Here is a 26,608-nt window from a genome sequence, read left to right as displayed (position 1 = left end):
CGCGCCGCACCCAGACTGCCGTTCGACCAACGGCATTTGCCGATCGACAAAAGAAAGATGCTTTGGCAAGCTGCGCAAAACGAGGACATTTTGCATTGCATCGATCGGAAAAGACCGTTGGTTTTCGGTCCCCGAAAGGGTACCAAAGTGGCAATGGCGGATCGCTAAGGGGGTAATGTGGCTGAACCACGGGAAATTGATGTTCTGATCATCGGCGGCGGCTTTTCGACCATGCCGCTGATCCGCGAACTGGAGGCAAGCGGCATCGGCTGGCTTATGGTGTCTCCGATGCAGCCAATCTGGCAGCAGCTGGAAACTGCCGGTGCACTCGATTTCGACCTTGTGAGTTCGCTCCAGAGCAGCGTCTACTCCTTCGAACTGGTGGAAATGCTCAGGGAGCAGGGGGAAAATTTCTCCGATGGATTTCCCACTGCCAAGGAATTTTACGGGATCCACAAAAAATACGCCGCACGTCACGCCGATCACATCTACAATGGCGTCGTCGACAGCATCGACAATCATGCCGATCACAGCATCGTCCACCTCGAAAGCGGCGAGCAGTTCCGCGCCAAACATGTCGTCGTCGCAACCGCTTTCCGGCGAAGGATGAACGCCAATCTCAAGCAGATCACAGTGGATGAAAGCTTTGCCGGCAAAAACGTCGCCATCACTTCGACCGGCGACAGCTCGAACCTGCTGATCGCCAAGCTGGTTGCTCATGGCGCCAAAGTGCATCTGGTCAGCAACGGTTTCATCATTCTCGACAAGATGTTCGCCACCTTTTCGCCCTTCGACGATGGGCCGCGTTTCGTCCCGCTCGACCAGCTCGAATGCCACAATTTTTCGGAAGTCAGCAAATGGAGCTATCGCGCCTTCATCGACGGCGGCTATATCCACGGCCTGATCCATCACCGCTTTGCCCAGTTGTTCGACCGCAACAGCCTGGGCGTGCGCCACCCCAAGAGCATCCGGCCGCACAAGGACATCCGCCATTTCTTCAAGGCGAAGGCGCCGGTCGAAAACGGCCATATCGCGATCAAATATTGGCCGATCGATGTCTACAAGCTCTATTGCGAGGAGACGCTGGAACAGAAGATTGCCGATGGCTATCTGATCAACGATCTGCCCTTCTTTCTGGAGCATGGCCATGTGAAGCTGTGGGACAAGGCGGCCACAACCATCGATCATGAGGCGATGACGCTCAGCGAAGACGGCGAAAGCGCAAGCTTCGATATGCTCATCGACGGCGATCAGGAAATACCCGCAGTACCCGAGATCCGGGCGCATGGCGAAAGCGGAGTGGAAGTCTTTGCTTACAAGCCGCGCGAACAGTTCATGGGCGTCACGTCACCCGAGCTGCAGAATATCTACACCATCGGTTTCACACGCCCCTTTACCGGCGGCCTTAACAATATCACCGAAATGCAGTGCCTGCTGGTTCACCGGATGATCGCCGATCCGGACTTTCGCAACAGTATCAGGACCAATATCGACCAGCGCATCGCCGACTATAACGCGACTTATTATACCAAGCGGCCGGAGAAAAAGACCGACCATCTGGTCTGGTACGGGACCTTCACCGACGAGGTCGCCAAGCTGCTCGACATTCGCCCGGCCCGCGCCGACATGCCCGGGAAGAAGGGCCTGATGCGCTATTATATGTTCCCCAATAATGTATTCCGCTTCCGCGAAAAGGGCCGATACGCAGTCGATAGCGTCGACAAACTGATCGAGCATACCTCGAAACAATATCACGACTACAAGGTATTGGCGCTGCTGGTCATCCGCTACCCGTTTTTCGAGCTGCTCGCGCTCGCCACTATCCTGCTGGCGCCCGTGCCCTGGTGGGTCAAGATTCCGGCAGCGATCATCCACAACCGCCTGCCCTTCACCTCGACGCTGGTCGGAAAATTCGGCCTGCCGACACGGGAGAGCAAGGCGATATTCAATTATCGCAAGGCGATCAGCTTTCCGGTGCTCGCCTATCCGCTGGTTGCGGCCGCCACGTGGGCAGCCGCAGGAACGGACGCCGCATTTGCTTTCTCAGCAGGCCTGCTCGCTTATGTCTATGCGATGATTCATCTCGGCACGGCCAAGGGATGGAACCGCAAATTCTTCTGCGATATGAAGAGCAAAAGGTCACCGGAGATGGTCAGGTTTTTCGAGAAATATCGGGCGGCCTTTGGGCGGGTCAAGGGGACTCGGGCGCTGAATGAAACACCCTGAACGCCATTTTTAGGGTTGAGACGATGAGGACTAGTCGAGAGCAAGTGCCTCGCGACCGGTATATTTGCTCGCACACAACCCTTGAAAACAGAACAAACATTGAACATATAATGCGGACCACCCTGTTCTTTTGGCCCGCTGGACTCTCTCCGGCATCTTCTGCAAAGCACGTCCATGAGTCTGACCCACATCAAAGTAAAAGGCGCCCGCGAGCATAATCTCAAGGGCGTGGATATCGAGCTGCCGCGCGAAAAGCTGATCGTGATCACCGGCCTGTCCGGCAGCGGCAAGTCGAGCCTCGCGTTCGATACCATCTATGCCGAGGGGCAGCGGCGCTACGTCGAAAGTCTGTCGGCCTATGCACGGCAGTTTCTCGAGATGATGCAGAAGCCCGATGTCGAGCATATCGAGGGGCTTTCGCCCGCGATCTCGATCGAGCAGAAGACCACCAGCCGCAATCCGCGTTCGACCGTCGCGACGGTGACCGAGATTTACGACTATATGCGCCTGCTTTGGGCGCGCGCCGGCGTGCCTTATTCACCGGCGACCGGCCTGCCGATTACCGCGCAGACCGTTTCCCAGATGGTCGACCGGGTGATGACCCTGCCCGAGAAAACCCGCTTCTTCCTGCTCGCACCCGTGGTGCGCGGCCGCAAGGGCGAATATCGCAAGGAATTGCTGGAGTGGCAGAAGGCCGGCTTCACCCGGGTCCGCGTCGACGGCGAATTTTACGATATCGAGGAAACGCCAAAGCTCGACAAGAAATACAAGCATGACATCGAGGTTGTCGTGGACCGGCTCGTGGTGCGCGAGGGCATGGAACAAAGGCTGGCAGACAGTTTCGAGACGGCACTGCGGCTGGCGGATGGCCTGGCCTTTGTCGATCTGGCGGATGGGACGGTTGAGGAGGCTTTGGCGCTTGCCAATCGTGCTTCGACAGGCTCAGCACGAGCGGAGAGTGTGGCCGAAGCCCAGACACCCTTCGTGTCGAGCGAAGCCGAGACACGCCTCTCGACTGCGCTTGAGGGCAACGGACAAAGCGCGGATTCCCCACAAGGCAAGATGAAGGGCACCGGCCTCCCCCCGAACCGGATCGTCTTTTCCGAACGCTTCGCCTGCCCGGTCAGCGGTTTCACCATCGAGGAAATCGCCCCGCGGCTCTTCTCCTTCAACGCCCCGCAAGGCGCCTGCCCGTCCTGCGACGGTCTCGGCGAAAAGCTGCATTTCGATACCCAGTTGATCGTGCCCAATCCGGCGCTGAGTATCAAACAGGGCGCGGTTGTGCCTTGGGCCAAGTCCAACCCGCCCTCGCCTTATTATATGCAGGTTCTCGGCAGCCTCGCGCGCCATTTCGAATTTGATCTCGAGACGCCTTGGAACGAACTGAGCGCACATCATCAGGATGTCATTCTCAACGGCACCCAGGGCCTGCCCGTCACGCTCCGTTTTCAGGACGGCCGCAAATCCTATGAAGTGAAGAAGCCATTCGAAGGCGTCGTCGGCAATCTCAACCGGCGCATGCTGCAGACCGAGAGCGCCTGGATGCAGGAAGAGCTGGCCAAATTCCAGGCCGCCGCACCGTGCGAGACCTGTCACGGCGCGCGGCTCAAGCCGGAAGCGCTGGCGGTCAAGATTGCCGGCGAGGATATCTCCATCTCCTCTCGCCGCAGCGTCGGTGACGCGCTGGAATTTTTCGAAGGTCTGGGTGCCAAGCTCGACAAGACGCAGAGCCAGATTGCCGAACCGATCCTCAAGGAGATTATCGAGCGGCTCGGTTTTCTGAACAATGTCGGACTCGACTATCTCAATCTAGACCGGACCAGCGGCACGCTCTCCGGCGGTGAAAGCCAGCGCATCCGGCTGGCCAGTCAGATCGGATCCGGCCTCAGCGGCGTGCTCTATGTGCTCGACGAACCGAGCATCGGCCTGCACCAGCGCGACAATGACCGGCTGCTGACCACACTGAAACGTCTCCGCGATCTCGGCAATACGGTGATCGTGGTCGAACATGACGAGGATGCGATCCGCACCGCGGATTGGGTTGTCGACATGGGACCGGGCGCCGGCGTCCATGGCGGCGAGGTCGTCGCCGAGGGCACGCTCAAGCAGATCTTGAAATCGAAGAAATCGCTGACCGCCGCCTATCTCAACGGCACGCGGGAAATCGAAGTGCCGGCCAAGCGCCGCAAGGGCAATGGCAAGAAGCTGACCGTGCACGGCGCAACCGCCAACAATCTGCAGAATGTCACCGCGTCGATCCCGCTCGGAACCTTCACCTGCATCACCGGCCTGTCGGGTTCGGGCAAGAGCTCGTTCACCATCGACACGCTCTATGCTGCGGCGGCACGGACGCTCAATGGCGCGCGGATGATTGCCGGCGCGCATGACAAGATCACCGGTCTCGAATATTGCGACAAGGTCATCGATATCGACCAGTCGCCCATCGGCCGCACCCCGCGGTCCAACCCGGCGACCTATACCGGGGCCTTCACCAACATCCGCGACTGGTTCGCCGGTCTGCCAGAGGCTCAGGCGCGCGGTTACAAGCCGGGCCGGTTCAGTTTCAACGTCAAGGGCGGCCGCTGCGAAGTCTGCCGCGGCGACGGATTGATCAAGATCGAGATGCACTTCCTGCCCGACGTCTATGTCACCTGCGAGGAATGCGGCGGCAAACGCTATAATCGCGAAACGCTGGAGGTGAAGTTCAAGGGCAAGTCAATCGCCGATATTCTCGACATGACGGTCGAGGATGCGGTCAGCTTCTTCAAGGCCGTCCCGCCGATCCGCGACAAGATGGCGATGCTCTATGAAGTGGGCCTTGGCTATGTGAAGGTCGGCCAGCAGGCGACGACCCTGTCCGGCGGCGAGGCGCAGCGGGTCAAGCTGGCCAAGGAATTGTCGAAACGGTCAACCGGACAGACGCTCTATATTCTCGACGAGCCGACCACCGGTCTGCATTTTGAGGATGTCCGCAAGCTTTTGCAGGTGCTTCACCAGCTGGTCGAACAGGGCAATAGCGTCGTGGTGATCGAGCATAATCTCGACGTCATCAAGACCGCCGACCATATCATCGACCTCGGCCCCGAAGGCGGTGTCCGCGGCGGCGAGATCGTCGCGCAAGGCACACCTGAAGAAGTTGCCAAGGTCAAGGGCAGCTATACCGGCGGCTATCTGAAAGATATGCTGGCGAAGTGAGCGGCACAATTGCGAGGCTTCTTTTCGTCTGCACCCGCAACCGCCTGCGCAGCCCGACAGCGGAGGTGGTGCTGAACAGCGTGGACAGGGTGACGGCCATCTCGGCGGGTACGAATAACGATGCCGAGACACCGCTATCCGGCGATCTGATCCTCTGGGCGGACAGCATCTATGTGATGGAGACCGGCCACAGGAAAAAGATCACGCAGAAATTCGGCCCGTTGCTGAAAGAAAAGCCGGTTCGCAACCTGGCCATTCCGGACAATTACAAGTTCATGGATCCGGATCTGGTTGCGATCATCAAAGCCAGATTTCCGGCCTATTTTCCCTAGCGCTTCAAGACCCGGCGCTGCCACAATAGCAACGCGACCGGTACGACCAGTTCAACAATCATGCCACTGACTTGCCAGCTAGCGGGCTCGCCCACTGTCGTCCAGGACACCGCCCTGGCGATGCCACCGACAAACCAGCCCAGCATGGCAAAGCGTAATAAATCCGCCCGGCCGCGAATATCACCGGCCGACCAGAGGATCATCAACCCGATAGCGACATAGACGCCGGCAAGATAACGATACTGGCTGTCGAGCGCCGTGCTGACCGCGTCCCCTCCACTATGTTCCGCTGCGCCAAATAGTATGCCGGTAACGCCCAGAAATAGCGGAACCAGCCCCACCAGAATCGTGACAATACGTAAGATATTCATTTCGATTTCCCCGTTGCCCCGCTCGCTCACGCGAAAAAGGCTTAAATCCCGAACAGGCGATGCCCCAAGCGCAGCGGATAGTCCAGCCTGGTATCTACAGCCGCTCGAGACGCACAGGCAACCCGTCCTTGGGCTGCGGGATCGGGAAGACCTGCCAGTCCGGCTCGTAACCCGCTCCACCCTGCAGGACCACTCGGTTCTGGGTCAGCATCGCATGCATCAAGATCTTGATCTGCATATAGGCGAAATGGAGTCCGAGACACATATGCGCGCCGCCGCCAAAGGGCACCCAGGCATATTTGTGACGACCGGCCGAATTTTCCGGCGTGAAGCGCAACGGATCGAATTTTTCCGGATCGGGCCAGTGTTTTTCCATCTTGTGCACAAAGCTGGGGCTCACCCCGACGGTTGTACCGGCTGGAATCGTGTAATTGCGGAAGGTAAAATCCTTGACCGCCCGACGCGGCATCGACGGCACCGGCGGGATCAGCCGCAGCGCTTCCTTGAAGGCCATTTCGGTCAGTTCGAGCTTGCCCAGCTGTTCCATCGACAGCGCCGTTCCGGCAGGCGCGACCGACAGACATTCTTCGCGGATCTTGTCCTGCCACTCGGGATGTTTGGCGAGCAAATAAATCAGGCTGGTCGCTGAAGAGGTAATTGTGTCATGCGCCGCCATCATCAGGAAATTCATGTGATCGACGACCTCGTCCTCGGTCAGCAGCTCGCCATTTTCATGGGTTGCGAGGCAGATCTGGGTGAATATATCCTCTCCGCCTTTCGCCCGGCGTTCTTTCACTTGCGGGGTGAAATATTCGAGCAGATATTCGCGCGCCTTCACGCCTTTCCACATCTTGGTAAAGGGTATCGGTTTGCGCGCCACACCCACCGAAGCCTGCACCTCGTGCACGAAGGCCTTATTAATCTTGTCGGCTTCCGGCCCCCAGGGGATACCCAGGATCGCGCTGGCAGCGGTATCCAGCGACAGCGATTTGATCGCCGGATAAAATTCGAATTCAGTCCCGCTCCATTCGCCAACCCGCTGTAATATCCCATCGCCGAGCACCTGGCAGTGATGCCTCATCGGGCCTGGCTTGAAAGCCACCGACAGCGCCTTGCGATCCGCCCGGTGACGTTCGAAATCCATCAGCATCAGGCCGCGGGGAAACAAATTGTTGAGAATCGGTCCCCAGCCCTGCTCGCTGGAGAATATCTTGTCCTTGTTGAACAGGATCAATTCGGTGGCATCGGCCCCAAGCAGATTGACCGACCATCCCCCGAAACTGAATGCGCGATAGACCGAGCCATATTTTTCGAACATCCGGCGCCCGAATGCGTACGGGTTCTTGAGCAGATCCAGTGTACAACCCAGAACCGGCAGGCCTTTTTCACCCGGAATATGCGACAGTTCTTCCTCGCTGGGGCGCCGCACCCAATGCGGATTGGCAGACTCCTGAAACGGATATCCATGCGGTTTTGTTGCAACTGTCGCCACGCGAGTTCTCCTGGACTGGTATTTTGACAACAGGGTAGCTACTTTCATTAATGTCAGCAAGCCACTCCATTCATAAGCTATTCAATCACTGCAAATTAATGGTGGAACCAATCACGAAACAGTCGCAATGCTGTAGGGCTGGTGCCAAGGAACCGGATTCAGAGGAAAGATCATGACCAATTTTGCAACGCCCCGGTTCCTGAAGTCTGCCTTCGCCGCAGGCGCACTGTTGAGCCTCGGCGGGTGCATGTATGGCGGCACATATGGCGACGGCTATGTCAACAATCATGGCTATGATTGCGATCCCTATGCGCCGTTCGATGATTATTATGCCTGCGACTATGGCTATGGTTTTGCCAATATCGGCTTCGGCGGCGGCTGGTATGACCAATATTATTATCCCGGCTATGGCATCTATATTTTTGATCGTGGCGGCAGACGCCACGCGATGCACGCCAATCACCGGCGCTATTGGGCCCGTCAGCGTGCCGCTTATGGCGGACATCGCGCCAGAGATCGCAGATATCGGGATGTAGATTCCAGCCGCCGCGGCGACCGCCGTGACCGCAGAATTGATCGCCGGAATGATTCTCGCGATCGGGATGGTGACAATGGTCGCGGCCAGCGGCGCGGCGACGACAGAAGTGCGCGCGAGGAACGCGGCAATCGTTCGGAATCAGGGACAACCCGTCCAAACAGGAGATCGAACGCAACAGCCGAGCAGCCGCGAACCCGGCCCCAGTCGTCGGTCCGTACCGACAGAGCAACCCGCGAAAGCCGCAGCGAACCGAGTCGCCGTGCGCGCGAATCCAGCCGTAGCGGACGAAAGCCGCTCCGCGACGACTAGCGCAACCGGGCCCGCCCGCGCCGCCTCCCGCAGCGTAATAGTTAATAGAATTGTAATCATACTGATTAGCCTATATCCTGTGATCCCGATATCATCTTCGAGGATTTTGGTTAATGGCAAGCGCATTTAGCGACATTCAACCCGACCAATATACACCGTCGGAACAGCATCCACAGCATGGCGTCATCATCGGCGGGCCGGCTGCACGCGCCAAACGCATCGAATATGGCATATTGCTTTCGACGATGGTACTGGGATCGCTCGGAGCGCTTTACTGGACCCTGACCCACGCCACCGGCTGGGTCGAATGGTCCGCTTTTCTGTTCGGATTTGCCCTGATCAATATGGGCGTCGGCATTGGCTATCACCGCTATTTCACCCATCGCGCTTTTGAAGCGGGGCCGAAAATGCGCCTTGCCATCGGTATCATGGCGCAAATGGCCTGTCAGGCATCGGTCCTGAAATGGGCCGCGGATCATCGCCGCCACCATGCCTTTGCCGACAAGGTGGGCGACATACACAGCCCCTATATCGACGGTCATGGCAAGAAAATGGGGAAACTCAAGGGACTGGGCATTGCCCATTTCGGCTGGCTGTTCGACAATACCACTTCCGACATGAAGGTCTATGGCAAGGGCCTGATCGACGATCCGCAAGTATTGTGGTGCCACAAGCATCGCTGGTCGATCGCGGTTTTTTCCAGCATCGTCCTGCCAGCCCTTTGGGCGCTGGCTTTTGGCGGACCGGAACATATCATCGGCACCATCCTGATCGGCGGTTTTTTCCGCAATTTCTTCTTCCTGAACTTCGTGATGGGCGTGAACAGCATCGGCCATGTTTTCGGCTCGCAGCGCTTTGATACCAAGGACGGTTCGCGCAACAACTGGTTCATGGCCTGGATGACCTTCGGTGACGGATGGCACAACAACCATCACCAGCATCCGCGCGCCGCCTCCTCCCAGGTTGCGTGGTGGGAGTTCGACCTGAACGGACAGATCATTTATCTCTGGGAGAAAATGGGCCTCGTCTGGAACGTCCAGCGGGCCCCTGCCTATATCCGGAACGAAAAGGGCGAATGGATCCAGCAAAAGCCGAAGGCCGCATCTGCCAGATTCGACGAACCGGAGGTCATGTCAGCCGATGACGGCGGCATCATGTTCCCGGCCGACAAGCAGCATCATATTGAACCCGCCGAATGACGGATCGCGGCTAATGTGACCGCAGGGTCAGATTGGCCGAAACCGTTCCATTGTCAGCGGGATCGACGCGAAGGCTTTCCACCGCGATCCCCTCGCGTTCGATCCGCGAAAGCCAGCCCAGCAGCGCCGTCGGCTTCGCGGATTCCACCACCATATTCACTCGTTCGTCCGACTGCGGGGTCACAGAGGCCACCGCTATACCCGTCTCGCCAGCGCTCTGGCTGACATAAGTGTCGATTGCACCCGTGAAGCGTTTCGGCTGCCCATCCGCCGGTTGCAGCAGCGCCGCAACCTTGCTCTCGATCCGGGCCTGCCGTTCGACCGCATCACCATAGCGATCTTCGGCGGTGTCCATGGCATCGACCATCGGGCCGGCAATGCCGTAATAGCCGACCACTCCCGCCAGCAACAGGCCGGCTATCCCGACCAGCATCTGTTCCCGCCGGCTGAGCCCGGCAAGCCAGCTTCTCGCATTGTCTATCATGGTGCTCTCACCGTAATGTCAGCCTGTGCCGATCCGGTCGCGTCGGTACGCGGGGTCGCGGTAATGATGAAACCCGCGTCCTGGAGAGCCAGCAGGGCCGGGTTGATATCCTCATTGCGCACCGCCGACAATGTCGCCGACACAATGCCATTGTCACCATAAGCCATGCGGGTGATCGACACATTCGGCACCTGCTGCAGCGCTGCATATAGTGCCGAAGCCGGAACCGGGAACATTATATTGCCGCGGTTTTCGGCAATCAGCCGCTGGTCCAGCGCGCGTTCGGCGGCTTCGGGATTTTCCTGCTCGCCGACAATCTCTGCAGCCCGCATCAGCGCCGCCTCGTCCGCGGACGCGGCTGCCCAATGATATTTGGCCAGTTGCGCCAGCGGAATGGCAAGAGACAGGATGACCAGTCCCGCAGCCATCCAGCCGAGGCGGCGTTTTTCCTTCGCATCGATCGCCCGTTGCGTTTTCTTCACGAAGGGCCCGCTCCGGAAATTCAGATCGCTTTTCTCCGCAGCACCGGCCAGCATGACGCCGAAAGCATCGCCGGCTATCGGTTCGACGGCTCGTTCGGCAAAAAGAATTTTGCGCAAAGCAGGATCATCCACCGCGATGATATTTCCGGCGCGCACGACCCGGTCAAATCCGAAATCCGCAGTTACGGCATTCGCTTCCATTTCTCCGCCCGTCGGCAGCAGCCAGCCAGCCGGAATGATCGCATCCGGGTCAATATTCCGCGCCTGCAAACGGACCAGACCGCTTGCCAGTATATCCTGCCCGACCGCAGCCGTAACCGGCTCGCCCGATTCATCGATAGCGGCGACAATATGCACCCGGTCGGCTTCCAGACTTTGGGCTCTGGCGGCGATAATTGCTGCCGCCCGCATCTGGCTTTCATTCGCATCGCTGATCGCTGGATGCGCCATGATGCTGACATGATGTGACGGCATCAGCGCGATCATGCGTATATTTGCATCCCCCTGGCCGGCCCCACCGGCCTGCGATGCCATGAGCGGATCCGAATCGCAGCCCGTAGCCTGCACGGCCCCGTCTGCGACGTGCCACCAGTGCAGCACTTCGTCATCCGCGACGGGAAAGGCAATCAGGAGAAGGTCGGGGTTCACGCGCTCGGTCTTATTCAGCGTAAATGTCGGCGTTATCATCCTCACCGCCCGGCGCACCGTCGGCGCCCAGCGAGTAAAGATCATAGCCGGGACCCTGACGACCGGGATTGTCATATTGATAGGGCCGTCCCCAGGGATCATCCGGCAGCTTCTTGATATAACCTCCCTGGCGGTAGCGCGCGCTTGTCGTCAAAGACGCGGGCGCCGAAACCAGCGCCTGGAGACCGTCGGACGAGCCGGGATAGCTGAGATTGTCCAGCCGGTACATTTCCAATGCCTGCCCCAGCGTCGCAATATCCGCTCGCGCCTTTTCGACCATTGCGCGGTCCTGGCTGGGCATCACGTTGATCACCACGATGGTGGTCATCAGGCCGATGATGAAAATCACCACCATCAACTCGACCAGAGTAAAGCCATTGCGCTTCTTGCGCTTTGCGGTTTCGGAAACCGCAGCTTTGCTAGAATTTTCAATGTCTGTTGTCATAGTCATTCCTTTTTCCCGGCCCTCATAGTCCTGCCAGATTCTGAAGCTGCAGGATCGGCAATAGAATCGCCAATATCACCAGCGCAACCAGGCCTCCCAGGGCCACAATGATGATCGGCTCCAGCAAGGACAAGGCTGTAGAGCTGAAATTGTCAAATTCCCTTTCCAGATAGCCCGCCGCCCGTGCCAGCATATCATCCAGCTGCCCCGATGCCTCGCCACTGGAAGCCATATAGATCAGCATTGGCGGAAATACGCCTGCATTTTTCAGCGCGCTGGACAGGCTGCCGCCCCCTCTTATCGCCTCGACCATATCTTCCGACGCCTTGCGCAACACGCTGTTTTTGATCGTTTCGGTGGTCAGCCGCAGCCCCTCGATAATCGGCAGGCGGCTGGCGACCATGGTCGATAGCGTTCGCGCCAGACGCGCTGCGTGCAAGTCCCTCAATAGGCGCCCGAAGAACGGCAGGCGCAGCAGGAAAGCATCGAATCGATATTTCAGTTGTGGCTCTTTCAGCGCCCGCCAGCCGATCAGCAGCGCCAGTCCAATGAATATGAGAATTCCCCACCACCAGCCGGCCAGAAAGTCCGATATCCCGATGACAATCCGCGTGATTATCGGCAGTTGCTGGTTCACGTCGTCGAACTGCTCGACCACCTTTGGCACGACCGCAATCATCAGCAGCGCGACGACGATGATCGAGACCAAAGCCAGCACCGCCGGATAGGCCAACGTGCCGATCAGCTTGCCGCGCAATTCGGCCTGGCGCTCGAGCAGATCGGCCAGCCGTTCGGTGATATCGGGCAGCGTGCCGGAACTTTCTCCCGCCGCGATCATTGCCCGGTAGAGCGGCGGAAAGCTTTTCGGCTCTCGGCGCATCGCCTCGGACAGACGCTGCCCCTCCAGCACCCCGCCATGGACTGCTGCGATCCGTTGCTGGACATGCGGCTTTTCATTCTGGTTGCCGATCAGCCGTAGTGCTTCTTCCAGCGGACTGACCTGCGCCAGCGACGACAATTGGCGCGTGAACAGGGTAAGTTCTTTCGACGACAGCTTTTTCGGGCCGAATAATCCGGCGGACGTTTTGCCCCGTTCGCTGGACTTCCCCTGGGCCGCTTCCACTTTCACGACGTAGAAATTGCGTTCGACCAGCTTCGCGCGCGCCGCCTCATCGCTGGCTGCGGTCAGTCGCCCGGCCTTTTCCCGACCCTTGGGATCAATCGCGCTATAGGCAAACTCAGGCATCGACCGCTTCGCTTTCACGCCGGGAGATGCGGATCGCTTCTTCGGGCGTCGTCAAACCTTCACGGACCAGCGATCTCGCGGCCACGCCCAGATGGGGCTGGTTGCGGAAGGCATGGGCCGTGATCGCCGCCTCGTCGCCGCCGTCGTTGATCAGCTTGCGCAGCGTGTCGTCGATGCGGATCGCCTCGAACACGCCGATCCGGCCCTGAAAGCCGGTATGGTTGCAATGGTCGCAGCCGGTCTCGCGGTAGACCACGGTGCCATTGTCAAAGCCGAGCAGCGAGGCGAGGCTCCCGTCGGCCTGGATCGGGGTGCGGCAATGGTCGCAGAGCTTTCTCACCAGACGCTGGGCAACCACCGCGCGCAGGGTCGAGGCGAGCAGAAACGGCTCCACCTTCATGTCCCGCATCCGGGTGATCGCACCGACCGCGTCATTGGTGTGCACGGTGGAGAGCACGAGATGACCGGTAAGACTCGCCTGCACCGCAATCTCGGCCGTCTCGCGGTCGCGGATCTCGCCGATCATCACGACATCGGGATCCTGCCGCAGGATCGCGCGCAGACCGGCCGCGAAGGTCAGGCCGACCTTGGCATTGACCTGCGTCTGGCCGATCCCCTCGATCGCATATTCCACCGGATCCTCGATGGTCAGGATATTGCGGCTGCCGTCGTTGAGCTGCTTGAGGCCGGCATAAAGCGTGGTGGTCTTGCCCGAGCCGGTGGGGCCGGTGACCAGGATGATGCCATTGGGTTCGCTGAGCGCCTCGCTGAGGATCGCGTGGGTATTGGGGGACATGCCCAGCAGGTCGAGCGAAATACCGGCGCTTTCCTTGTCGAGAATCCGCATCACCACCCGCTCGCTCGCCCGGTTGGGCAAGGTGGAAACACGCACATCGAGCAGCTTTCCGCCCAGCGTCAGGCTGATCCGGCCGTCCTGCGGTATCCGCCGCTCGGCAATATCGAGCCGCGCCATAACCTTGATCCGGTTGACGATCACGCCCGCGACATGCGGCGGCATGCGCAATTTCTCGGTCAGCACGCCGTCGACCCGCATCCTGACCACCAGCCCCGTCTCATAGGGTTCGATATGGATATCCGAAGCACCTTGCCGTGCCGCCTCGGCGATGATCCCGTTGATCAGCCGGATGGTCGGCGCGTCATCGGCGCTGTCGAGCAGATCCTCGGCGCTCGGGATATCCCCGGCAATATCGTCCAGCCCCTCGCCGGCCAGCGCCATATCGCCCGCCATGGCGGCCGCCGAACCGTCCATCGCATAATGGGCGCTCAGAAGCTTCTCGAACGCCGGACCGTCGACCAGTTCCACATCGAAGGGCAGAGCCAGATAGCGCCGCACCTCCAGCAGGGCGGATGGGTCGGAACCGCTACGCATGGCCAGCACCCGGCGCTCACCGCTGCAGTCCTGCAGCAACAGGCCGTGGTCCCTAGCATAGGAATAAGGCAGGTCTCTCGCGAGCGGCGCGCTCTGAGGGCTGTGCTCCGCCTCGGCAATCGTCGCCTCTGTTCCCCGGGCGATTTTCATTACGGCTTCCCGCCGGCCTCGCTTGGCGGGAGCGGTGCCCGCTCGATCATGCCACTGTCACTGACCGCAGGCCGGTCGCCCGGCGCATAGATGATCCGGTCGTCCGGACGTGGTTTGACCACCGGAGGAACGGTTCCCAGATAGTCGCGGACCAGAGCATCAATGGACGGTTCGCTTTCCGGATCGCGGCTGATCTGCCGGTCCCGGATATAGTCATAGCGCGCACTGGAGAAACGCCGGGCGTCGTTGGGATCTTTCAGGATCGTCGGGCGGATGAAAACCATCAGATTGGTCTTGACCCGCGACCGACCCCGCGAACGGAACAATTCTCCCAGAACCGGGATATCGCCGAGAAACGGCACTTTCTGGATCGTGCGACGCTCGTTGTCGTCGAGCAAACCGCCCAGTGCGATAATTTCGCCATCGCCCACCGTCACCGTGGTATTGATCTCGCGCTTGTTGATGATCAGCTCGTTGAAATCGTCGGAAACCGGTCCGGCGATCGAACTGACCTGCTGGCGCAATTCCATCCGCACTTCCTCACCGGCATTGATTTGCGGTGTTACTTCCAGCTCGATGCCGACATTCTGTCGTTGGATCGTGCGGAAGGCATTGTCGAAATTGCCGGACAGGGCTTCTCCGGTTGAAACCGGAATTTCCTGGCCGAACAGGATGCTGCCCTTGAGATTGTTGTTCACCGTCAGCGAAGGCGTCGACAGGACGTTGCTGTCGGTATCGGACTGCACCGCGTTAATGATCGCACCCAGCACCGCGCTGCCCCCCAGGCTGGTCGCAAAGCCGCCGAATCCACCGCGGGCACTAAGCACAGAATCCGCCGCATTTTCCCTTAGCGCGTCGCCGACCGAACTGTTCGTGGTTACGGTTGTTGCGGTATCGGTCGTGGTGGTGGTTGTCGTATCGAACTGGTCGGCCAGCAAACCGCCGGCGACGTCGACAATGTTCGGCGAGGCGTTGGAGAAATTGGTGACGGCAAAAGGAACATCTTCCCCGCCAACCAGCCATTGCACGCCCAGCTCGCGCGCCAGCGTCTCCGAAATCTCGACGATGATCGCTTCGACCACCACCTGCTCCTGCCGGGTGTCAAGCTGGCGGATCAGTTCGCCAATCATGCGCTGCACGTCGGGATTTGCCGCTACGATGATCGCATTGGTGCCTTCAAGCCGGGTAACGATGGCCGGGCCCCGGCTGGCGATACCATTGCCGCCGGCAGAGACAGACGAAACGGCCGCTTCACCTCCGTCGGCAGCGGCAACTTTGGCCGCGCTTCCGCTGGTACCGCCTGTGCCGAGAAGATTTTCGATCACCGGCATGAGATGTTCGGCATTGGCATAGCCGAGCCGGTGGACGCGTATCTCTGTCCCCGATTCCGCGCCCTTGTCGAGTTCACGCGCCATTTGCTCGAAACGCGCCACTGCGCCGGGGTCGCCGCGCAGGGCAATGCTGTTGCTGCTGTCGATCGGCACCACGGTTACCGGTGCGCGCAATCCGTCACCACCGCCTTGCGCGGCTAGGGCCTGCAGCGAGGTCGCGATTTCCCTAGCACCGGCGTTTTTCAGCGTGATGATGGTGCTGGCGGCGCTGTCGCGGTCGATATCGCCAACCAGCGACCGTATCCGCCGGATATTGTCTGCATAGTCGACGATCACCAGACTGTTCGCGTTGCGATTGGCGGTGATCGAGCCCTGTTTGCTGACCAGCGGACGCAGTGTCTCCAGCGCTTCGGTCGCGACAATCGATTTCAGCCGTACCACTTCGGTGACCAGCTGATTGGCCTCGGCGCCACGCGACCCGATCCGGCTCGGCTGCGACGCCGCGCCATCGGCCGGCTGGATGCGATAGGCACCGCGAGTCGTCGGAATCGCGACCAGATTATTGGCGCGCAGGGTCGAGAGGAAAATCTCGAAATATTCCGAGCGGCTGAGCGGACGGTCGGTGACCACCGAAACCTTGCCCTGCACCCGGCTGTCGAGGATGAAGGTGCGGCCCGTGACCTTTGCCGCATCCTGCACGAACGCGCGGATATCGGCATCGCGGACATTGAGCGTGTGCTGGGCCGACACGGGCGCGGTCGAAAGGCCGGCGCAAAGAGCGAGGACCGCTATGATCCGGGCGAAGTAACTAGACATTATGGGGCTCCCAGATTGACAGCGACCGGAACCGTGTCGGCCCCGCGCTCCACTTCCACCGACAGGCGCGCGCCGGGCCGGATTTGACTTGTCAGCGCATCGATGTCGCTCGCCGAGCCCACGGGATTGCCGTTGATCGACACGATGATATCGCCATTGCGAAAACCGGCGCTCTTGAACAGGCTGCCATCGCCCAGCGGCGACAGCAATATTCCGGTGACGCGCCCCTGATCATTGCGCGGCGCCAGCGATGCGACGCCGGGGATTTCGTTGGCGCCTAGCGACAGCGAAGCGGAGGCGACCGGCTCCTCGGTGCCGACGGTCTGCGCGGGAATCGACTGGTCGAGATAGAGGCTTTCGCGCACGCCGCCCCGGTTGATAATGACATGGTCAAATTCCACGCTGTCGAGCGTGACACCGGACATGATTTCCTCGCCGATTACATAATTGGTCTGCACCCCGTCCGGACCGGCGAGGATTGCCGAACCGCGTCCAGACGCCTCGTTCATGCGAATGCCGAACAGGGTCAATTGCAGCGAAGTCACGACATTGGCGCTTTGCGTTGCGCCGTCGCGGAAAAACGGATCGAAGCTGCTGAACAGGGTGAGCCGCGATTGCGGGGACAATATACGCACCTGATCAGCGCGATAATCGCCAACCGGCCCCAGCGGAGTCACCACCAGCCAGATCAGCCGTACCGCCTGGACCAGCAGCAAAACCGCCAGTATCACCCAGATAATCGGATATAGACCCGTCCGGCTATACCAGCGGGCCACCGTGCCAAATCTGTCCGACAAGCTATTACCCACGAATCCCCGCAACCTTTGAACCCTCGTCGCGCTATAGCGGTTTCACGACCGTTCGACGACTCATTGGTGACGGAAATATTACAGCTTCATCCTGGTCGTGCAAAGCATCAGGGCAATTGCATATTCAGCAGGGCCCCCAGTTCGTCGAGCGCCTGTTGCTCCGCCGACACCTTGATTGCCGCCATGCCAAGCGCCGCCGCCGGTTTGCAATTGATCCCGAGATCGTCGAGATAGACGCATTGCGTCGGGTCGACATTCAGCGCCTCGCACATCATCTGATAGATGCGCGGATCGGGCTTGCGCACCCCGGCCTTGCTGCTCTCGATGATATGATCGAAGCGCTGCATGATCGCGGCTACCGCCGCCGCCTTTTCATCATCCATCGCCATGCCCGCACCCTTGCCGGCCGGAACATTGTTGGTGATGCAGGAAATCGCAAAGCCCTCGGCCTTCAACCGGTCCAGCGTGGACACCATATTGGGTCGCACGTCACCCGCCAGCACGGCCAGCACGTCGGCGCCGCGCAATTCCAGACCCAGCGCCTTGGCCTCTTCGGCAAAGGCTTCGTCAAAACCGGCACCATCCAGTTCCGCGCGCTCAAACCTGGCCCAGGCGTTATCGTCGGGATTGGCGCTGTTGATCCGGCGCACGCTGTCCCGGGGGACGCCCTTCTCGGCCTCCAGCCGGTTAAACGCTTCAAATGGCGACGAAGTGATAACCCCGCCAAAGTCGAAAATTACGGTGGTGAATTTCATTTGTTCAAATATTCCAATTTCATCCCAGGCCGTTTCCAGCGGGTTTTGACCAGTTTTCCAGTTGCCGACAGACATATCCAGGCGTCCATCATATCCTCTCCGCCAAAGCAGATATTGGTGGTGAAGATATCCGGCGTCTCGACAAATTCGACCAGCTCACCCTCCGGCGAAATCACGCTAATGCCGCATTCACCGATGGTGGCAACACAGATATTGCCGCATTCCTCCATCGCCAGACTGTCGAAAAATTTATAGCCGGAAGGACGATAGAGCGGAATGCCGGGACCGCCCGGCCCTGCGTCGGCAGCCACCTTGCCGGGTGCGGTGATGTTGAATTTCATCAACCGGCAAGTGAACGTCTCGGCGGCATAGAGCGTGTTGCCGTCCGGCGAAATTCCGATACCGTTGGGATTGTTGGAGGGGAAGATCACTTCTTCCAGGTGGCTGCCGTCGGCCTTGGCATAGAAAATCCCGACAATATCGTGGCAGCGTTTCTCGTAATCGGTTTTGCCATGATCGGTGAACCAGAAGCCGCCATGGGCGTCGAACTGGATATCATTGGGCCCGCGCAGGATGCAGCCGAAATCGCCGTCCTTGTAGAGCGTTTCGACTTCGCCGGTGTCGGGATCGACCCGCTGGATGCTGCCGCCGGCATAGTCTTTGGCGATACCCGCCGGGGTCAGAAAGCCGTTCTCGTCCTTATATTCAAAGCCGCCATTGTTGCAGACATAGATTTTCCCATCCGGTCCGATGGCCGCGCCGTTGGGACCGCCGCCGGTTTTCGCGACCAGCTGCTTGGTGCCGTCGGGCAGAACGCGGGTGAGCTGCTGCGCCTCGATTTCGACCAATATCACGCTGCCATCCGGCATCGCGATTGGTCCCTCCGGGAAGCGCAGCCCTTCGGTGACTATCTCCATGAATCTATCCTCTCAAATTTTGTCACAGTCATTGCGGGAATCCGGCTACAAGTCTAGTGCTTAGGCAGAAGGTTACAGGAGCAACTATGTCCAACGCTTATTCCCGGAAACTGCAACTCCATATCAATGGCGAATGGATCGACGGCGGAGATCGCGACATCCATCAGGTGGTCAATCCGGCGACTGGTGAGGCGATTGCCGATCTGCCCAAGGCGACGACAGCCGACCTCGACCGCGCTCTGGACGCCGCCGATCGTGCTTTTCCCGTCTGGCGTGACACACCGGTGGCCGAGCGCGCCGCGATATTGCACAGGGCGGCCGACCTGATGCGCGAGCGGGCGCCGGAAATCGGCCGCCTTATGACCTTCGAACAGGGCAAGCCGCTGGCCCAGGCGGTTGGCGAAGTCTCCGCTTCCGCCAATCATTTCGATATCATGGCCGAGGAGGCCAAGCGTTGTTACGGACGCGTACTGGTCCGCCCGGCGGGTCAGAACAGCTTTGTCAAATATCAGCCGGTCGGACCCGTTGCGGCGTTCAGTCCCTGGAACTTCCCGGTGTTCACGCCGGTGCGCAAGCTGGCTCCGGCCATTGCCGCGGGCTGTTCGATCATTCTCAAGCCAGCCGAGGAGACCCCTGCCAGCCCGATCGAGATGGTGCGCTGCCTCGTCGATGCAGGTCTGCCCTCCGGTGTCGCGCAGGTCGTCTTTGGTGATCCGGCCGAGGTCTCCAGCCATCTCATTGCCTCCCCGGTGATCCGCAAGATCAGCTTCACCGGCTCGGTTCCGGTCGGCAAGCATCTGATGAAACTCGCCGCCGAGGGAATGAAGCGCACGACCATGGAACTGGGCGGCCACGCGCCGGTGCTTGTCTTCGATGATTGCGATATCGAAAAAGCGCTCGATCTGACGGCGATGCAAAAGTATCGCAACGCAGGACAGGTCTGCGTCTCGCCGACCCGTTTCTATGTGCAGTCCGGAATTTATGACCGGTTCGTCAAAGGCTTTACCGAGCGCGCCGCCAAGGTCGCGGTCGGCGGCGGCTTCGGCGACGGGATTGAAATGGGCCCCCTCGCCAATCCCCGCCGTCCGAACGCTGTCGGCGCGATGATCGAGGATGCACGAACGAAGGGCGCAGACGTGCGGCTAGGCGGCGAACGGCGCGGCGACAAAGGCTATTTCTTTGATCCCACCGTGCTGTCGCACGTCCCTCTTGATGCCAATATCATGAACGAGGAGCCGTTCGGCCCGGTCGCCGTGATGCGGCCCTTCGACACACTGGACGAAGCCATCGATCAGGCCAACCGCCTGCCGCTGGGCCTGGCCGCCTATGCCTTCACCTCCAGTCTGCACACCGCCAATATGATCGGCGACAAGATCGAGGCGGGCATGGTGGCAATCAACAATCTGACCGTCAGCCCTGGCGACGCACCCTTCGGCGGGGTCAAGGAAAGCGGCCACGGGTCGGAAGACGGACCGGACGGACTGAAAGCCTATATGGTGACCAAAGCGATCCATCAGGCTTGATTTTGGGAGCAAATCCCGAGATCGCAGTACGCGACAGCTTTCTCAATTTTGTCGCACGAAGACACAAAGGCACAAAGAAGATCAGATAGTTAAATTCCCTTCGTGGCTTCGTGTCTTTGTGCGACATATAAATAGATAAATTGCAGCTCAAGCTGCGGGTGAGCATGGAGAGAGAAACATGACAAAACGCACCGGAGCACAAATTCTCGTCGATCAACTGGTCATCCAGGGCACCGAGCGGATCTTCACTGTTCCCGGCGAAAGCTTCCTCTCCGTGCTCGACGCGCTCCACGACTGCGGCACGATCCAGACCGTATCCACCCGGCAGGACGGCAGCGCCGCTTTCATGGCCGAAGCCGATGGCAAGATGACCGGCGCGCCCGGCATTGCCTTTGTCACCCGCGGCCCCGGCGCGACCAATGCCAGCATCGGCGTCCACACCGCGATGCAGGACAGCACGCCGATGATCCTGTTCATCGGCGATGTCGCCCGCGATGACCGCGACCGTGAAGGCTTTCAGGAAGTCGATTTCGCCGCGATGTTCACGCCGCTCGCCAAATGGGCGGCCCGGATCGATAATGCCGCCCGGATCCCGGAATATGTTGCGCGCGCCTTTGATACCGCCAGTTCCGGACGCCCCGGACCAGTGGTGCTATCCCTGCCCGAGGACATGTTACGCGACGAAGTCGAGGCGCTTGACCGGCCGAAGGTGATACCCCCAGCCCAGCCACTTTGCCCCGACGCGATGATGACGCTCACCGACATGTTGCGCGATGCCACCGACCCTATCGCGATCATCGGCGGCGCGGGCTGGAGCGCAAAGGCCAGACATTATTTCGCCCAATATGCCGAGCGTATCGGCCTGCCGGTGGCGGTCGCGTTCCGGCGACAGGATAATTTCCCCAACGAAAGCCCGGTCTATGCCGGCAATCTCGGCTACGGCCCCAATCCCAAATTGACCCAGCGAATAAAAGAGGCCGACCTGATCATTGCGGTCGGCGCGCGGCTCGGCGAGGCGACCACCGATGGCTATACATTGATCACCCCCGACCATCCCGATCAAATCCTCGTCCACGTCCATCCCGATCCCGACGAGCTCAACCATGTCTATCGCACCGACCTGCCGATCTGCGCCGAAATGGACGAGTTCGCCGAACAGGCCGCACTATGGGACGATGATCTCCTCACCTTCGACGCAGGCAAGGCCGCGCATCAGGACTATCTGGACTGGTCGAGCCCGAAACCCACTGCCGCCAAGCTCGACCTGGGCCAGTGCGTAGCGGAGATGCAGCAGCAGCTTCCCGCCGACGCGATTATCTGCAACGGCGCCGGCAATTTTTCCGGCTGGTGGCACCGCTACTGGAAATATGGCGCCTTTCCCAGCCAGCTCGCTCCGACCAGCGGCGCCATGGGCTATGGCGTCCCGGCCTCGGTGGCCGCATCCCTGCGTTTCCCCGACCGCGTGTCCGTGGTTATCGCAGGCGACGGCGACTTCATGATGAACGGTCAGGAACTGGCAACCGCGATACAGTATGAGGCGAACCTGCTAGTGCTGGTGATCGACAATGGCAGCTTCGGCACCATCCGCCTGCATCAGGAACGCGAATATCCGGCGCGGCTGTCGGCAACATCGCTGAAGAACCCCGATTTCGCGAAACTGGCCGAAGCTTATGGCGGATGGAGCGCGACGGTGGAAAGCACCGACGACTTTGCGCCGGCTTTATCCGAGGCCATGAAACGCAAGGGATTAAGATTGCTTCACTTGAAAACCGACGTCGAATTTCTGACCGCTGCCGGCGCGACCGTGAGCGGATTGCGAAGCGCCGACTAGCCGAACACCGACCATCCTGTCTGTCGGACCAGTTCCTCCAGTGCGAAACCGCCGACCCGGGATGTCCCTGCCCTGTTTAAACCGGGCGACCAGACGGCAATCGTGCCCTGCCCCGGCGCAACGGCCAATATGCCGCCACCGACGCCGCTTTTGCCCGGCAGACCGATGCGATAGGCAAAGTCGCCGCTATTGTCATAATGACCGCTGGACATCATCACCGCCAGAATCCGGCGGCAGCGCTGGCGGGTGACGACTTGCTCGCCGGTGACAGGATCGCGGCCACCATGGGCCAGGAATAATGCGGCCCGCGCCAGCTGGCGGCAGGTCACGGCCACCGCGCAATGGCGAAAATAGGCAGCAAGAGCCTTTTCCACCGGATTGGCCATATTGCCAAAATCCGCCATGAAATGTGCCAGCGCCCGGTTGCGCGAGCCCGACTCCGCTTCCGACAGGGCAACAGCGCTGTCGATCTGGATCGTGTCATCCTGCGCCAGCCGCCGCAACATCGTCAGCAGCTCGACCACCGCCGGCTCGGCACCGTCGCTGTCCGCGCAATAATGTTCGACCAGATGATCGGTGGTCACGATCGCGCCTGCGTTGATCAGCGGGTTGCGCGGTATGCCCTGCTCATTTTCCAGCTGGACGATCGAGTTGAACGGCGAACCTGACGGCTCCCGCCCGACCCGGTCCCAAAGCCGGTCGCCGACCGCCTTGAGCGCCAGTGAAAGAGTGAAAATCTTGGAGATGCTCTGCATCGAAAAAGGCTCGTCTGAATCGCCCAGCGTTTCCATTCGTCCATCGGACAGCGCCACCGCCAGCCCGAATTTGCGCGGATCAACGCTGGCCAGCGCCGGAATATAGTCGGCGACCTTTCCCGTCCCGATTTCAGGTGCGACAGCCCGTTCCACTGCCTGCAAAATCTCCGGCCAGTCCGAATTGTCTTCACTCACCCGCCATCTCCAGTATCGCCTGCCATTCCCGCTCCGTCACCGGCGCCACCGACAAGCGCGTCTGCCGGATGATCGCCAGATCTTTCAGCTCGGGATTCTGCTTCATCGCTTTCAGCGGCACCGGCCGGGCCAGTTTCCGCACCGGCTTCACCTTGACCACCACCCAGCGGTCGGGGTCCGTCGTCACATCGGGCGAAGCCTCTTCGCTCACTTCCATGATGCCAACCACGTCCAGCCCCTGGCGCGAATGATAGAAAAAGACCTGATCGCCTTTCTGCATCGCCTTCATATTGTTCGACGCCTGCGCATTCTTGACGCCGTCCCAGGTGCCTTCGCCCTCGGCGACCAGATCATCCCAGCCATATTCGTCCGGCTCCGATTTCATCAGCCAATATTGCGGCATATCACTCTCCTTCGCTGCGCAGCCGATGCTAGCCGACACTGTGCAAACAAAAAAGGCCCCGCAGCGAAGCGAGGCCTTGTTTGTCCTGGGATATCCGAACCTATTTCGGCATCAGGATCGCGTCGATGACGTGCAGCGTGCCGTTGGTCGATTCCACATCGGCCTGGGTAATATTGATCTTGTTGCCGGCGCCGTCCTCTAGAACGATCTTGTCGCCTTCCATGCTGGCCTTGATCACGCCGCCCTGCAGGGTGGTGATGCTGGCGGTGCCGCCGCCGTCGGTGATCGCCTTGGCGATGTCGGCAGAAGTCATGCTGCCCTCGACGAGGCTATATTTCGTGATGTCGGCCAGCGCGTCCTTGTTATCCGCATGCATCAGCTCGCTCAGCTTTTCCGAGTCCATCTTGTTGTAGACTTCGTTGCTAGCGGCAAATGCCGTATAGGAACCATCGCCATCGAGCTCGGCACCAACGCCGGAAAGCCCGAGCAAGGTGCTCGCGGTGCTGAGGTCGGGATTGGCCTGCAGCACGGCGATCAGGTTGGTCGGCTTCGCCTCGTCGGCGATGCGCGCGTCGAGCAGTTCCTGGTTCTCTTCGCTCAATTCCGAAGAACAGGCCGGTACCAGTGCCAGAAGTGATGATGCCAGAATGATTTTGGGGGCGTTGAACATGAATTTCCTTTCTTGTGATCAATCCGCCTGACGCACCATACGACCAGGCGGTGATAAAATTCGAAGGCGCGGGTTAGCGTTGCCTGCACCAGAAGGAAACCCACAAAAACCCCAATAGAAAAGGGCTCCACCTAGCGGTGAAGCCCTTTCCGGTGCATCATGGTTCGGGGGGGATCTATTATCCCGGCATGACGACCGTATCGATGGCGTGGATCACACCGTTGGAGGCCTCGACATCGGTTAGAATGACCGTCGATTTGCCGCCGGTTTCGTCTTCGAGAATGACCGAGTCGCCGTCCAGTGTAGCTTTCAGGAATCCGCCCTGCACCGTGGTCAGCACTGCGGTGCCACCGCCATTGGTGATCGCGCTGACGACATCAGCCGCTTTCAGCTCGCCCGCGACCACATGATAGGTCAGCAAGCCGGTCAGATCCGCTTTCTTTTCCCGGGTCAGCAAGGCGTTCAGCGTGTCGGGATCGACCTTGGCAAAGGCGTCATTGGTCGGTGCAAAGACGGTAAACGGACCCTCGCTGCCCAGAGTGGCTGCCAGGTCCGCCGCGGTGACTGCGGTGACCAGCGTCGAAAAATCGGCATTGCCGACCGCAACGTCGACAATCGTTCCGCTGTCGACCGGTGCAGTGTCATCGGCCATAGCGTCGACAGACGCTTCGTCCACAGCGGCCTGGGGCGCTTCGGTCGAGCAAGCCGCAAGAGCGATGGCGGCGGTGGTTGTAAGTATCATCTTGGGGGAAATACGCATGATAGGCCTTTCAAAATTGCAAATGCATCCCTGCCGGTCGCCAGCGCGACCTGCGTTCGGATGTTCACGCAATGGGGCATATCGGGACCGGTGAAAACCTGTCCTTTGAGGCGTATCGGCTGATTCAGCCATTGCCGAGATGGACGAAGTCGCGTTCGAAGCTCTTCAGGCTGGCACCGCCATCGACGTGGACTATCTGTCCGGTAACCGCCTTGGCGCGGGCCAGATAGAGGACCGCGTCGGCGATATCGTCCGGATCGGGAAGGCGGCCGAGCGGCATCATTGCAGTGATATTGGCAAGCTGCTCCTCACCATATTCGCCCGCCGTCAGCGTTAGTCCCGGCGCGACGCCGTTGACGCGGAGCATGTCCGCGCAGGCAACCGCCAGCGAACGGACCGAACCGGCCAGTGCCTGTTTGGACAGCGTGTAGCTCAACTGGTCACGATTGGGGTTGCGAATGCGCTGGTCCAATATGTGGATAACGCAGGCCCGCTCGCTATCTCCGGACCGGCGCTCGTGGAGAGCCGTGGTCAGCAGCACAGGCACCATGCTGTTGACCCGAAAATGGCTCTGCAAATCCTGTTCAACCAGAGAGCTGACATTATCTTGCCCGAATATCGAGGCGCTGTTCACGATCAGGTCCGGCGTCCGGCCGAAATGTTTAACGACCGCGTCCATCAGCGACTCGGCGGCCCCCTCGTCGAGAAAATCCTGCTGGAAACCGGCCCACTCGCAGTCCGTATCCTCGAGTTTTTCCGACAGCTCTTGCTCGGGAACAGCATCGCTATTGCCATGCAACGCCAGCGCATAGCCGCACTCCGCCAGCCGCATGGCAATGGCCGCCCCGACCCGCTTCACCCCGCCTGTGACGAGCGCCAGCGGTCTGGTCATTTCCGGCCCCGGCTAAGCGTGATGCCGATCTGCTCCCCTTTTTCGGAAATCAGCAGTTTGACGATCTTCACCGTGACACGAAGGATATCCTTGTCCTGCAGAAACAGCGTCTCGATGATATGGTCCGCGACCGCCTCGATCAGCTTGAAATGCACGCCCTCGGGCAGCGCATCCGTCGCGGCATGTTTCAGGTCCATGTAATTTTTCGATTGGTCGAGCGGCGTGTCCGCTTCGTAGCGCTCCTGTACCTTCAGCTCGGCGGTGATCGAAATGCGCAAGGGCTGCGGCAAATGCGTCTCTTCGGAATAGATGCCGGTGAGCACGTCGACATCAAGGTCGTTCACTTCCAGGAGCAATGTGTCTGTCATAGATAATATCTGACCATGTTAGCGGGGAAATGGCAAG

At 59.9% G+C, this 26,608-nt stretch carries 24 protein-coding genes; 7 read left to right on the top strand and 17 right to left on the bottom strand.

Annotation, left to right across the window (positions count from 1 at the left end; translation table 11 throughout):
• Nucleotides 1-177: 177 nt before the first annotated feature.
• The 3 genes from ACHZCJ_RS15110 to ACHZCJ_RS15100 all read left to right on the top strand — a co-directional run bounded on the left by ACHZCJ_RS15110 (nucleotide 178) and on the right by ACHZCJ_RS15100 (nucleotide 5,753).
• Nucleotides 178-2,226 (top strand): hypothetical protein, encoded by a 2,049-nt coding sequence (locus tag ACHZCJ_RS15110; protein ID WP_321327352.1) that lies wholly within the window; start codon nucleotides 178-180, stop codon nucleotides 2,224-2,226.
• 174 nt (nucleotides 2,227-2,400) lie between these two features.
• A complete protein-coding gene (gene uvrA / locus ACHZCJ_RS15105) occupies nucleotides 2,401-5,421 on the top strand; it encodes an excinuclease ABC subunit UvrA (RefSeq protein WP_321327350.1) in 3,021 nt (1,006 codons plus the stop codon).
• Nucleotides 5,418-5,753, top strand: a complete 336-nt coding sequence (locus ACHZCJ_RS15100) for a phosphotyrosine protein phosphatase (protein ID WP_321327348.1) — start codon at nucleotides 5,418-5,420, stop codon at nucleotides 5,751-5,753. The genes uvrA and ACHZCJ_RS15100 overlap by 4 nt, the downstream gene beginning before the upstream one ends.
• Here ACHZCJ_RS15100 and ACHZCJ_RS15095 read toward each other — a convergent pair.
• Both ACHZCJ_RS15095 and ACHZCJ_RS15090 read right to left on the bottom strand, forming a co-directional pair.
• Nucleotides 5,750-6,124 carry a DUF4345 domain-containing protein gene (locus ACHZCJ_RS15095; protein WP_321327347.1) on the bottom strand — a complete coding sequence of 125 codons (375 nt, stop codon included), beginning with the start codon at nucleotides 6,122-6,124 and terminating at the stop codon, nucleotides 5,750-5,752. The two genes, ACHZCJ_RS15100 and ACHZCJ_RS15095, sit on opposite strands and share 4 nt — an antisense overlap.
• A 94-nt stretch (nucleotides 6,125-6,218) precedes the next feature.
• Nucleotides 6,219-7,616, bottom strand: a complete 1,398-nt coding sequence (locus tag ACHZCJ_RS15090; protein ID WP_321327346.1) for a cytochrome P450 — start codon at nucleotides 7,614-7,616, stop codon at nucleotides 6,219-6,221.
• A 172-nt stretch (nucleotides 7,617-7,788) separates the two neighbouring features.
• Between ACHZCJ_RS15090 and ACHZCJ_RS15085 the strand changes: the two genes are divergently transcribed.
• Nucleotides 7,789-8,463, top strand: a complete 675-nt coding sequence (locus ACHZCJ_RS15085; RefSeq protein ID WP_321327345.1) for a hypothetical protein — start codon at nucleotides 7,789-7,791, stop codon at nucleotides 8,461-8,463.
• A gap of 113 nt (nucleotides 8,464-8,576) precedes the next feature.
• Nucleotides 8,577-9,662, top strand: a complete 1,086-nt coding sequence (locus tag ACHZCJ_RS15080; RefSeq protein WP_159645398.1) for an acyl-CoA desaturase — start codon at nucleotides 8,577-8,579, stop codon at nucleotides 9,660-9,662.
• 10 nt (nucleotides 9,663-9,672) lie between these two features.
• Here the strand turns inward: ACHZCJ_RS15080 and ACHZCJ_RS15075 are convergent, their stop codons facing one another.
• The 9 genes from ACHZCJ_RS15075 to ACHZCJ_RS15035 all read right to left on the bottom strand — a co-directional run bounded on the left by ACHZCJ_RS15075 (nucleotide 9,673) and on the right by ACHZCJ_RS15035 (nucleotide 19,174).
• The gene (locus ACHZCJ_RS15075; RefSeq protein ID WP_321327342.1) at nucleotides 9,673-10,146 is read right to left on the bottom strand and encodes a type II secretion system protein M; all 474 of its coding nucleotides are present in this window, start codon (nucleotides 10,144-10,146) and stop codon (nucleotides 9,673-9,675) included.
• A complete protein-coding gene (locus ACHZCJ_RS15070) occupies nucleotides 10,143-11,315 on the bottom strand; it encodes a hypothetical protein (protein WP_321327340.1) in 1,173 nt (390 codons plus the stop codon). The genes ACHZCJ_RS15075 and ACHZCJ_RS15070 overlap by 4 nt, the downstream gene beginning before the upstream one ends.
• The gene (gene gspG, locus ACHZCJ_RS15065; RefSeq protein WP_321327338.1) at nucleotides 11,287-11,760 is read right to left on the bottom strand and encodes a type II secretion system major pseudopilin GspG; all 474 of its coding nucleotides are present in this window, start codon (nucleotides 11,758-11,760) and stop codon (nucleotides 11,287-11,289) included. Before gspG ends, ACHZCJ_RS15070 begins: the two co-directional genes overlap by 29 nt.
• A gap of 22 nt (nucleotides 11,761-11,782) precedes the next feature.
• A complete protein-coding gene (gspF, locus tag ACHZCJ_RS15060; protein ID WP_321327337.1) occupies nucleotides 11,783-13,006 on the bottom strand; it encodes a type II secretion system inner membrane protein GspF in 1,224 nt (407 codons plus the stop codon).
• Nucleotides 12,999-14,546, bottom strand: a complete 1,548-nt coding sequence (gene gspE / locus ACHZCJ_RS15055) for a type II secretion system ATPase GspE (protein ID WP_321327336.1) — start codon at nucleotides 14,544-14,546, stop codon at nucleotides 12,999-13,001. Before gspE ends, gspF begins: the two co-directional genes overlap by 8 nt.
• The gene (gene gspD, locus ACHZCJ_RS15050; protein ID WP_321327335.1) at nucleotides 14,546-16,693 is read right to left on the bottom strand and encodes a type II secretion system secretin GspD; all 2,148 of its coding nucleotides are present in this window, start codon (nucleotides 16,691-16,693) and stop codon (nucleotides 14,546-14,548) included. Before gspD ends, gspE begins: the two co-directional genes overlap by 1 nt.
• The gene (locus ACHZCJ_RS15045) at nucleotides 16,693-17,490 is read right to left on the bottom strand and encodes a type II secretion system protein N (RefSeq protein WP_321327333.1); all 798 of its coding nucleotides are present in this window, start codon (nucleotides 17,488-17,490) and stop codon (nucleotides 16,693-16,695) included. The genes gspD and ACHZCJ_RS15045 overlap by 1 nt, the downstream gene beginning before the upstream one ends.
• Before the next feature lie 119 nt (nucleotides 17,491-17,609).
• Nucleotides 17,610-18,257 carry an HAD-IA family hydrolase gene (locus ACHZCJ_RS15040; protein WP_159645421.1) on the bottom strand — a complete coding sequence of 216 codons (648 nt, stop codon included), beginning with the start codon at nucleotides 18,255-18,257 and terminating at the stop codon, nucleotides 17,610-17,612.
• The gene (locus tag ACHZCJ_RS15035) at nucleotides 18,254-19,174 is read right to left on the bottom strand and encodes an SMP-30/gluconolactonase/LRE family protein (RefSeq protein WP_321327331.1); all 921 of its coding nucleotides are present in this window, start codon (nucleotides 19,172-19,174) and stop codon (nucleotides 18,254-18,256) included. The genes ACHZCJ_RS15040 and ACHZCJ_RS15035 overlap by 4 nt, the downstream gene beginning before the upstream one ends.
• 86 nt (nucleotides 19,175-19,260) lie before the next feature.
• Here ACHZCJ_RS15035 and ACHZCJ_RS15030 point away from each other — a divergent pair, with 86 nt between their 5' ends.
• Together ACHZCJ_RS15030 and ACHZCJ_RS15025 are read left to right on the top strand one after the other, a co-directional pair.
• Nucleotides 19,261-20,697 (top strand): NAD-dependent succinate-semialdehyde dehydrogenase, encoded by a 1,437-nt coding sequence (locus ACHZCJ_RS15030; protein WP_321327328.1) that lies wholly within the window; start codon nucleotides 19,261-19,263, stop codon nucleotides 20,695-20,697.
• 178 nt (nucleotides 20,698-20,875) lie between these two features.
• On the top strand, nucleotides 20,876-22,528 hold the full coding sequence (locus ACHZCJ_RS15025; RefSeq protein WP_321327327.1) for a thiamine pyrophosphate-binding protein: 1,653 nt from the start codon (nucleotides 20,876-20,878) through the stop codon (nucleotides 22,526-22,528).
• Here the strand turns inward: ACHZCJ_RS15025 and ACHZCJ_RS15020 are convergent.
• From ACHZCJ_RS15020 to ACHZCJ_RS14995, 6 genes are all read right to left on the bottom strand, one after another.
• Complete coding sequence (locus ACHZCJ_RS15020) at nucleotides 22,525-23,478, bottom strand: glutaminase (RefSeq protein WP_201295650.1); 954 nt, start codon at nucleotides 23,476-23,478, stop codon at nucleotides 22,525-22,527. The genes ACHZCJ_RS15025 and ACHZCJ_RS15020 overlap by 4 nt on opposite strands.
• Nucleotides 23,471-23,881 carry an EVE domain-containing protein gene (locus ACHZCJ_RS15015; RefSeq protein ID WP_321327326.1) on the bottom strand — a complete coding sequence of 137 codons (411 nt, stop codon included), beginning with the start codon at nucleotides 23,879-23,881 and terminating at the stop codon, nucleotides 23,471-23,473. The genes ACHZCJ_RS15020 and ACHZCJ_RS15015 overlap by 8 nt, the downstream gene beginning before the upstream one ends.
• A 100-nt stretch (nucleotides 23,882-23,981) precedes the next feature.
• The gene (locus ACHZCJ_RS15010) at nucleotides 23,982-24,551 is read right to left on the bottom strand and encodes a fasciclin domain-containing protein (protein WP_321327324.1); all 570 of its coding nucleotides are present in this window, start codon (nucleotides 24,549-24,551) and stop codon (nucleotides 23,982-23,984) included.
• A 178-nt stretch (nucleotides 24,552-24,729) separates the two neighbouring features.
• Entirely contained in the window at nucleotides 24,730-25,311 is a 582-nt protein-coding gene (locus ACHZCJ_RS15005; protein WP_321327322.1) for a fasciclin domain-containing protein, read from the bottom strand.
• Between the two features lie 124 nt (nucleotides 25,312-25,435).
• Nucleotides 25,436-26,203, bottom strand: a complete 768-nt coding sequence (locus tag ACHZCJ_RS15000) for an SDR family oxidoreductase (protein ID WP_321327320.1) — start codon at nucleotides 26,201-26,203, stop codon at nucleotides 25,436-25,438.
• The gene (locus ACHZCJ_RS14995; protein WP_321327319.1) at nucleotides 26,200-26,571 is read right to left on the bottom strand and encodes a dihydroneopterin aldolase; all 372 of its coding nucleotides are present in this window, start codon (nucleotides 26,569-26,571) and stop codon (nucleotides 26,200-26,202) included. Before ACHZCJ_RS14995 ends, ACHZCJ_RS15000 begins: the two co-directional genes overlap by 4 nt.
• Nucleotides 26,572-26,608 lie beyond the last annotated feature (37 nt).

Source organism: uncultured Parasphingorhabdus sp. (assembly GCF_963677535.2).
In the GTDB taxonomy this organism is placed as follows: domain Bacteria; phylum Pseudomonadota; class Alphaproteobacteria; order Sphingomonadales; family Sphingomonadaceae; genus Parasphingorhabdus.
The sequence above is the reverse complement of the archived record's forward strand: the minus strand, read 5'-3'. Positions and strand labels throughout refer to the sequence as shown.

What these genes read in the sequence shown, in the direction of transcription:
- ACHZCJ_RS15075 (WP_321327342.1), bottom strand. Translation starts at nt 10,146, where the DNA reads ATGATAGACAATGCGAGAAGCTGGCTTGCCGGGCTCAGCCGGCGGGAA.
- gspG (WP_321327338.1), bottom strand. Translation starts at nt 11,760, where the DNA reads ATGACAACAGACATTGAAAATTCTAGCAAAGCTGCGGTTTCCGAAACC.
- ACHZCJ_RS15030 (WP_321327328.1), top strand. Translation starts at nt 19,261, where the DNA reads ATGTCCAACGCTTATTCCCGGAAACTGCAACTCCATATCAATGGCGAA.
- ACHZCJ_RS15080 (WP_159645398.1), top strand. Translation starts at nt 8,577, where the DNA reads ATGGCAAGCGCATTTAGCGACATTCAACCCGACCAATATACACCGTCG.
- ACHZCJ_RS15015 (WP_321327326.1), bottom strand. Translation starts at nt 23,881, where the DNA reads ATGCCGCAATATTGGCTGATGAAATCGGAGCCGGACGAATATGGCTGG.
- gspF (WP_321327337.1), bottom strand. Translation starts at nt 13,006, where the DNA reads ATGCCTGAGTTTGCCTATAGCGCGATTGATCCCAAGGGTCGGGAAAAG.
- ACHZCJ_RS15010 (WP_321327324.1), bottom strand. Translation starts at nt 24,551, where the DNA reads ATGTTCAACGCCCCCAAAATCATTCTGGCATCATCACTTCTGGCACTG.
- ACHZCJ_RS15025 (WP_321327327.1), top strand. Translation starts at nt 20,876, where the DNA reads ATGACAAAACGCACCGGAGCACAAATTCTCGTCGATCAACTGGTCATC.
- ACHZCJ_RS14995 (WP_321327319.1), bottom strand. Translation starts at nt 26,571, where the DNA reads ATGACAGACACATTGCTCCTGGAAGTGAACGACCTTGATGTCGACGTG.
- gspD (WP_321327335.1), bottom strand. Translation starts at nt 16,693, where the DNA reads ATGTCTAGTTACTTCGCCCGGATCATAGCGGTCCTCGCTCTTTGCGCC.
- ACHZCJ_RS15040 (WP_159645421.1), bottom strand. Translation starts at nt 18,257, where the DNA reads ATGAAATTCACCACCGTAATTTTCGACTTTGGCGGGGTTATCACTTCG.
- ACHZCJ_RS15085 (WP_321327345.1), top strand. Translation starts at nt 7,789, where the DNA reads ATGACCAATTTTGCAACGCCCCGGTTCCTGAAGTCTGCCTTCGCCGCA.
- ACHZCJ_RS15035 (WP_321327331.1), bottom strand. Translation starts at nt 19,174, where the DNA reads ATGGAGATAGTCACCGAAGGGCTGCGCTTCCCGGAGGGACCAATCGCG.
- gspE (WP_321327336.1), bottom strand. Translation starts at nt 14,546, where the DNA reads ATGAAAATCGCCCGGGGAACAGAGGCGACGATTGCCGAGGCGGAGCAC.
- ACHZCJ_RS15095 (WP_321327347.1), bottom strand. Translation starts at nt 6,124, where the DNA reads ATGAATATCTTACGTATTGTCACGATTCTGGTGGGGCTGGTTCCGCTA.
- uvrA (WP_321327350.1), top strand. Translation starts at nt 2,401, where the DNA reads ATGAGTCTGACCCACATCAAAGTAAAAGGCGCCCGCGAGCATAATCTC.
- ACHZCJ_RS15070 (WP_321327340.1), bottom strand. Translation starts at nt 11,315, where the DNA reads ATGATAACGCCGACATTTACGCTGAATAAGACCGAGCGCGTGAACCCC.
- ACHZCJ_RS15005 (WP_321327322.1), bottom strand. Translation starts at nt 25,311, where the DNA reads ATGCGTATTTCCCCCAAGATGATACTTACAACCACCGCCGCCATCGCT.
- ACHZCJ_RS15000 (WP_321327320.1), bottom strand. Translation starts at nt 26,203, where the DNA reads ATGACCAGACCGCTGGCGCTCGTCACAGGCGGGGTGAAGCGGGTCGGG.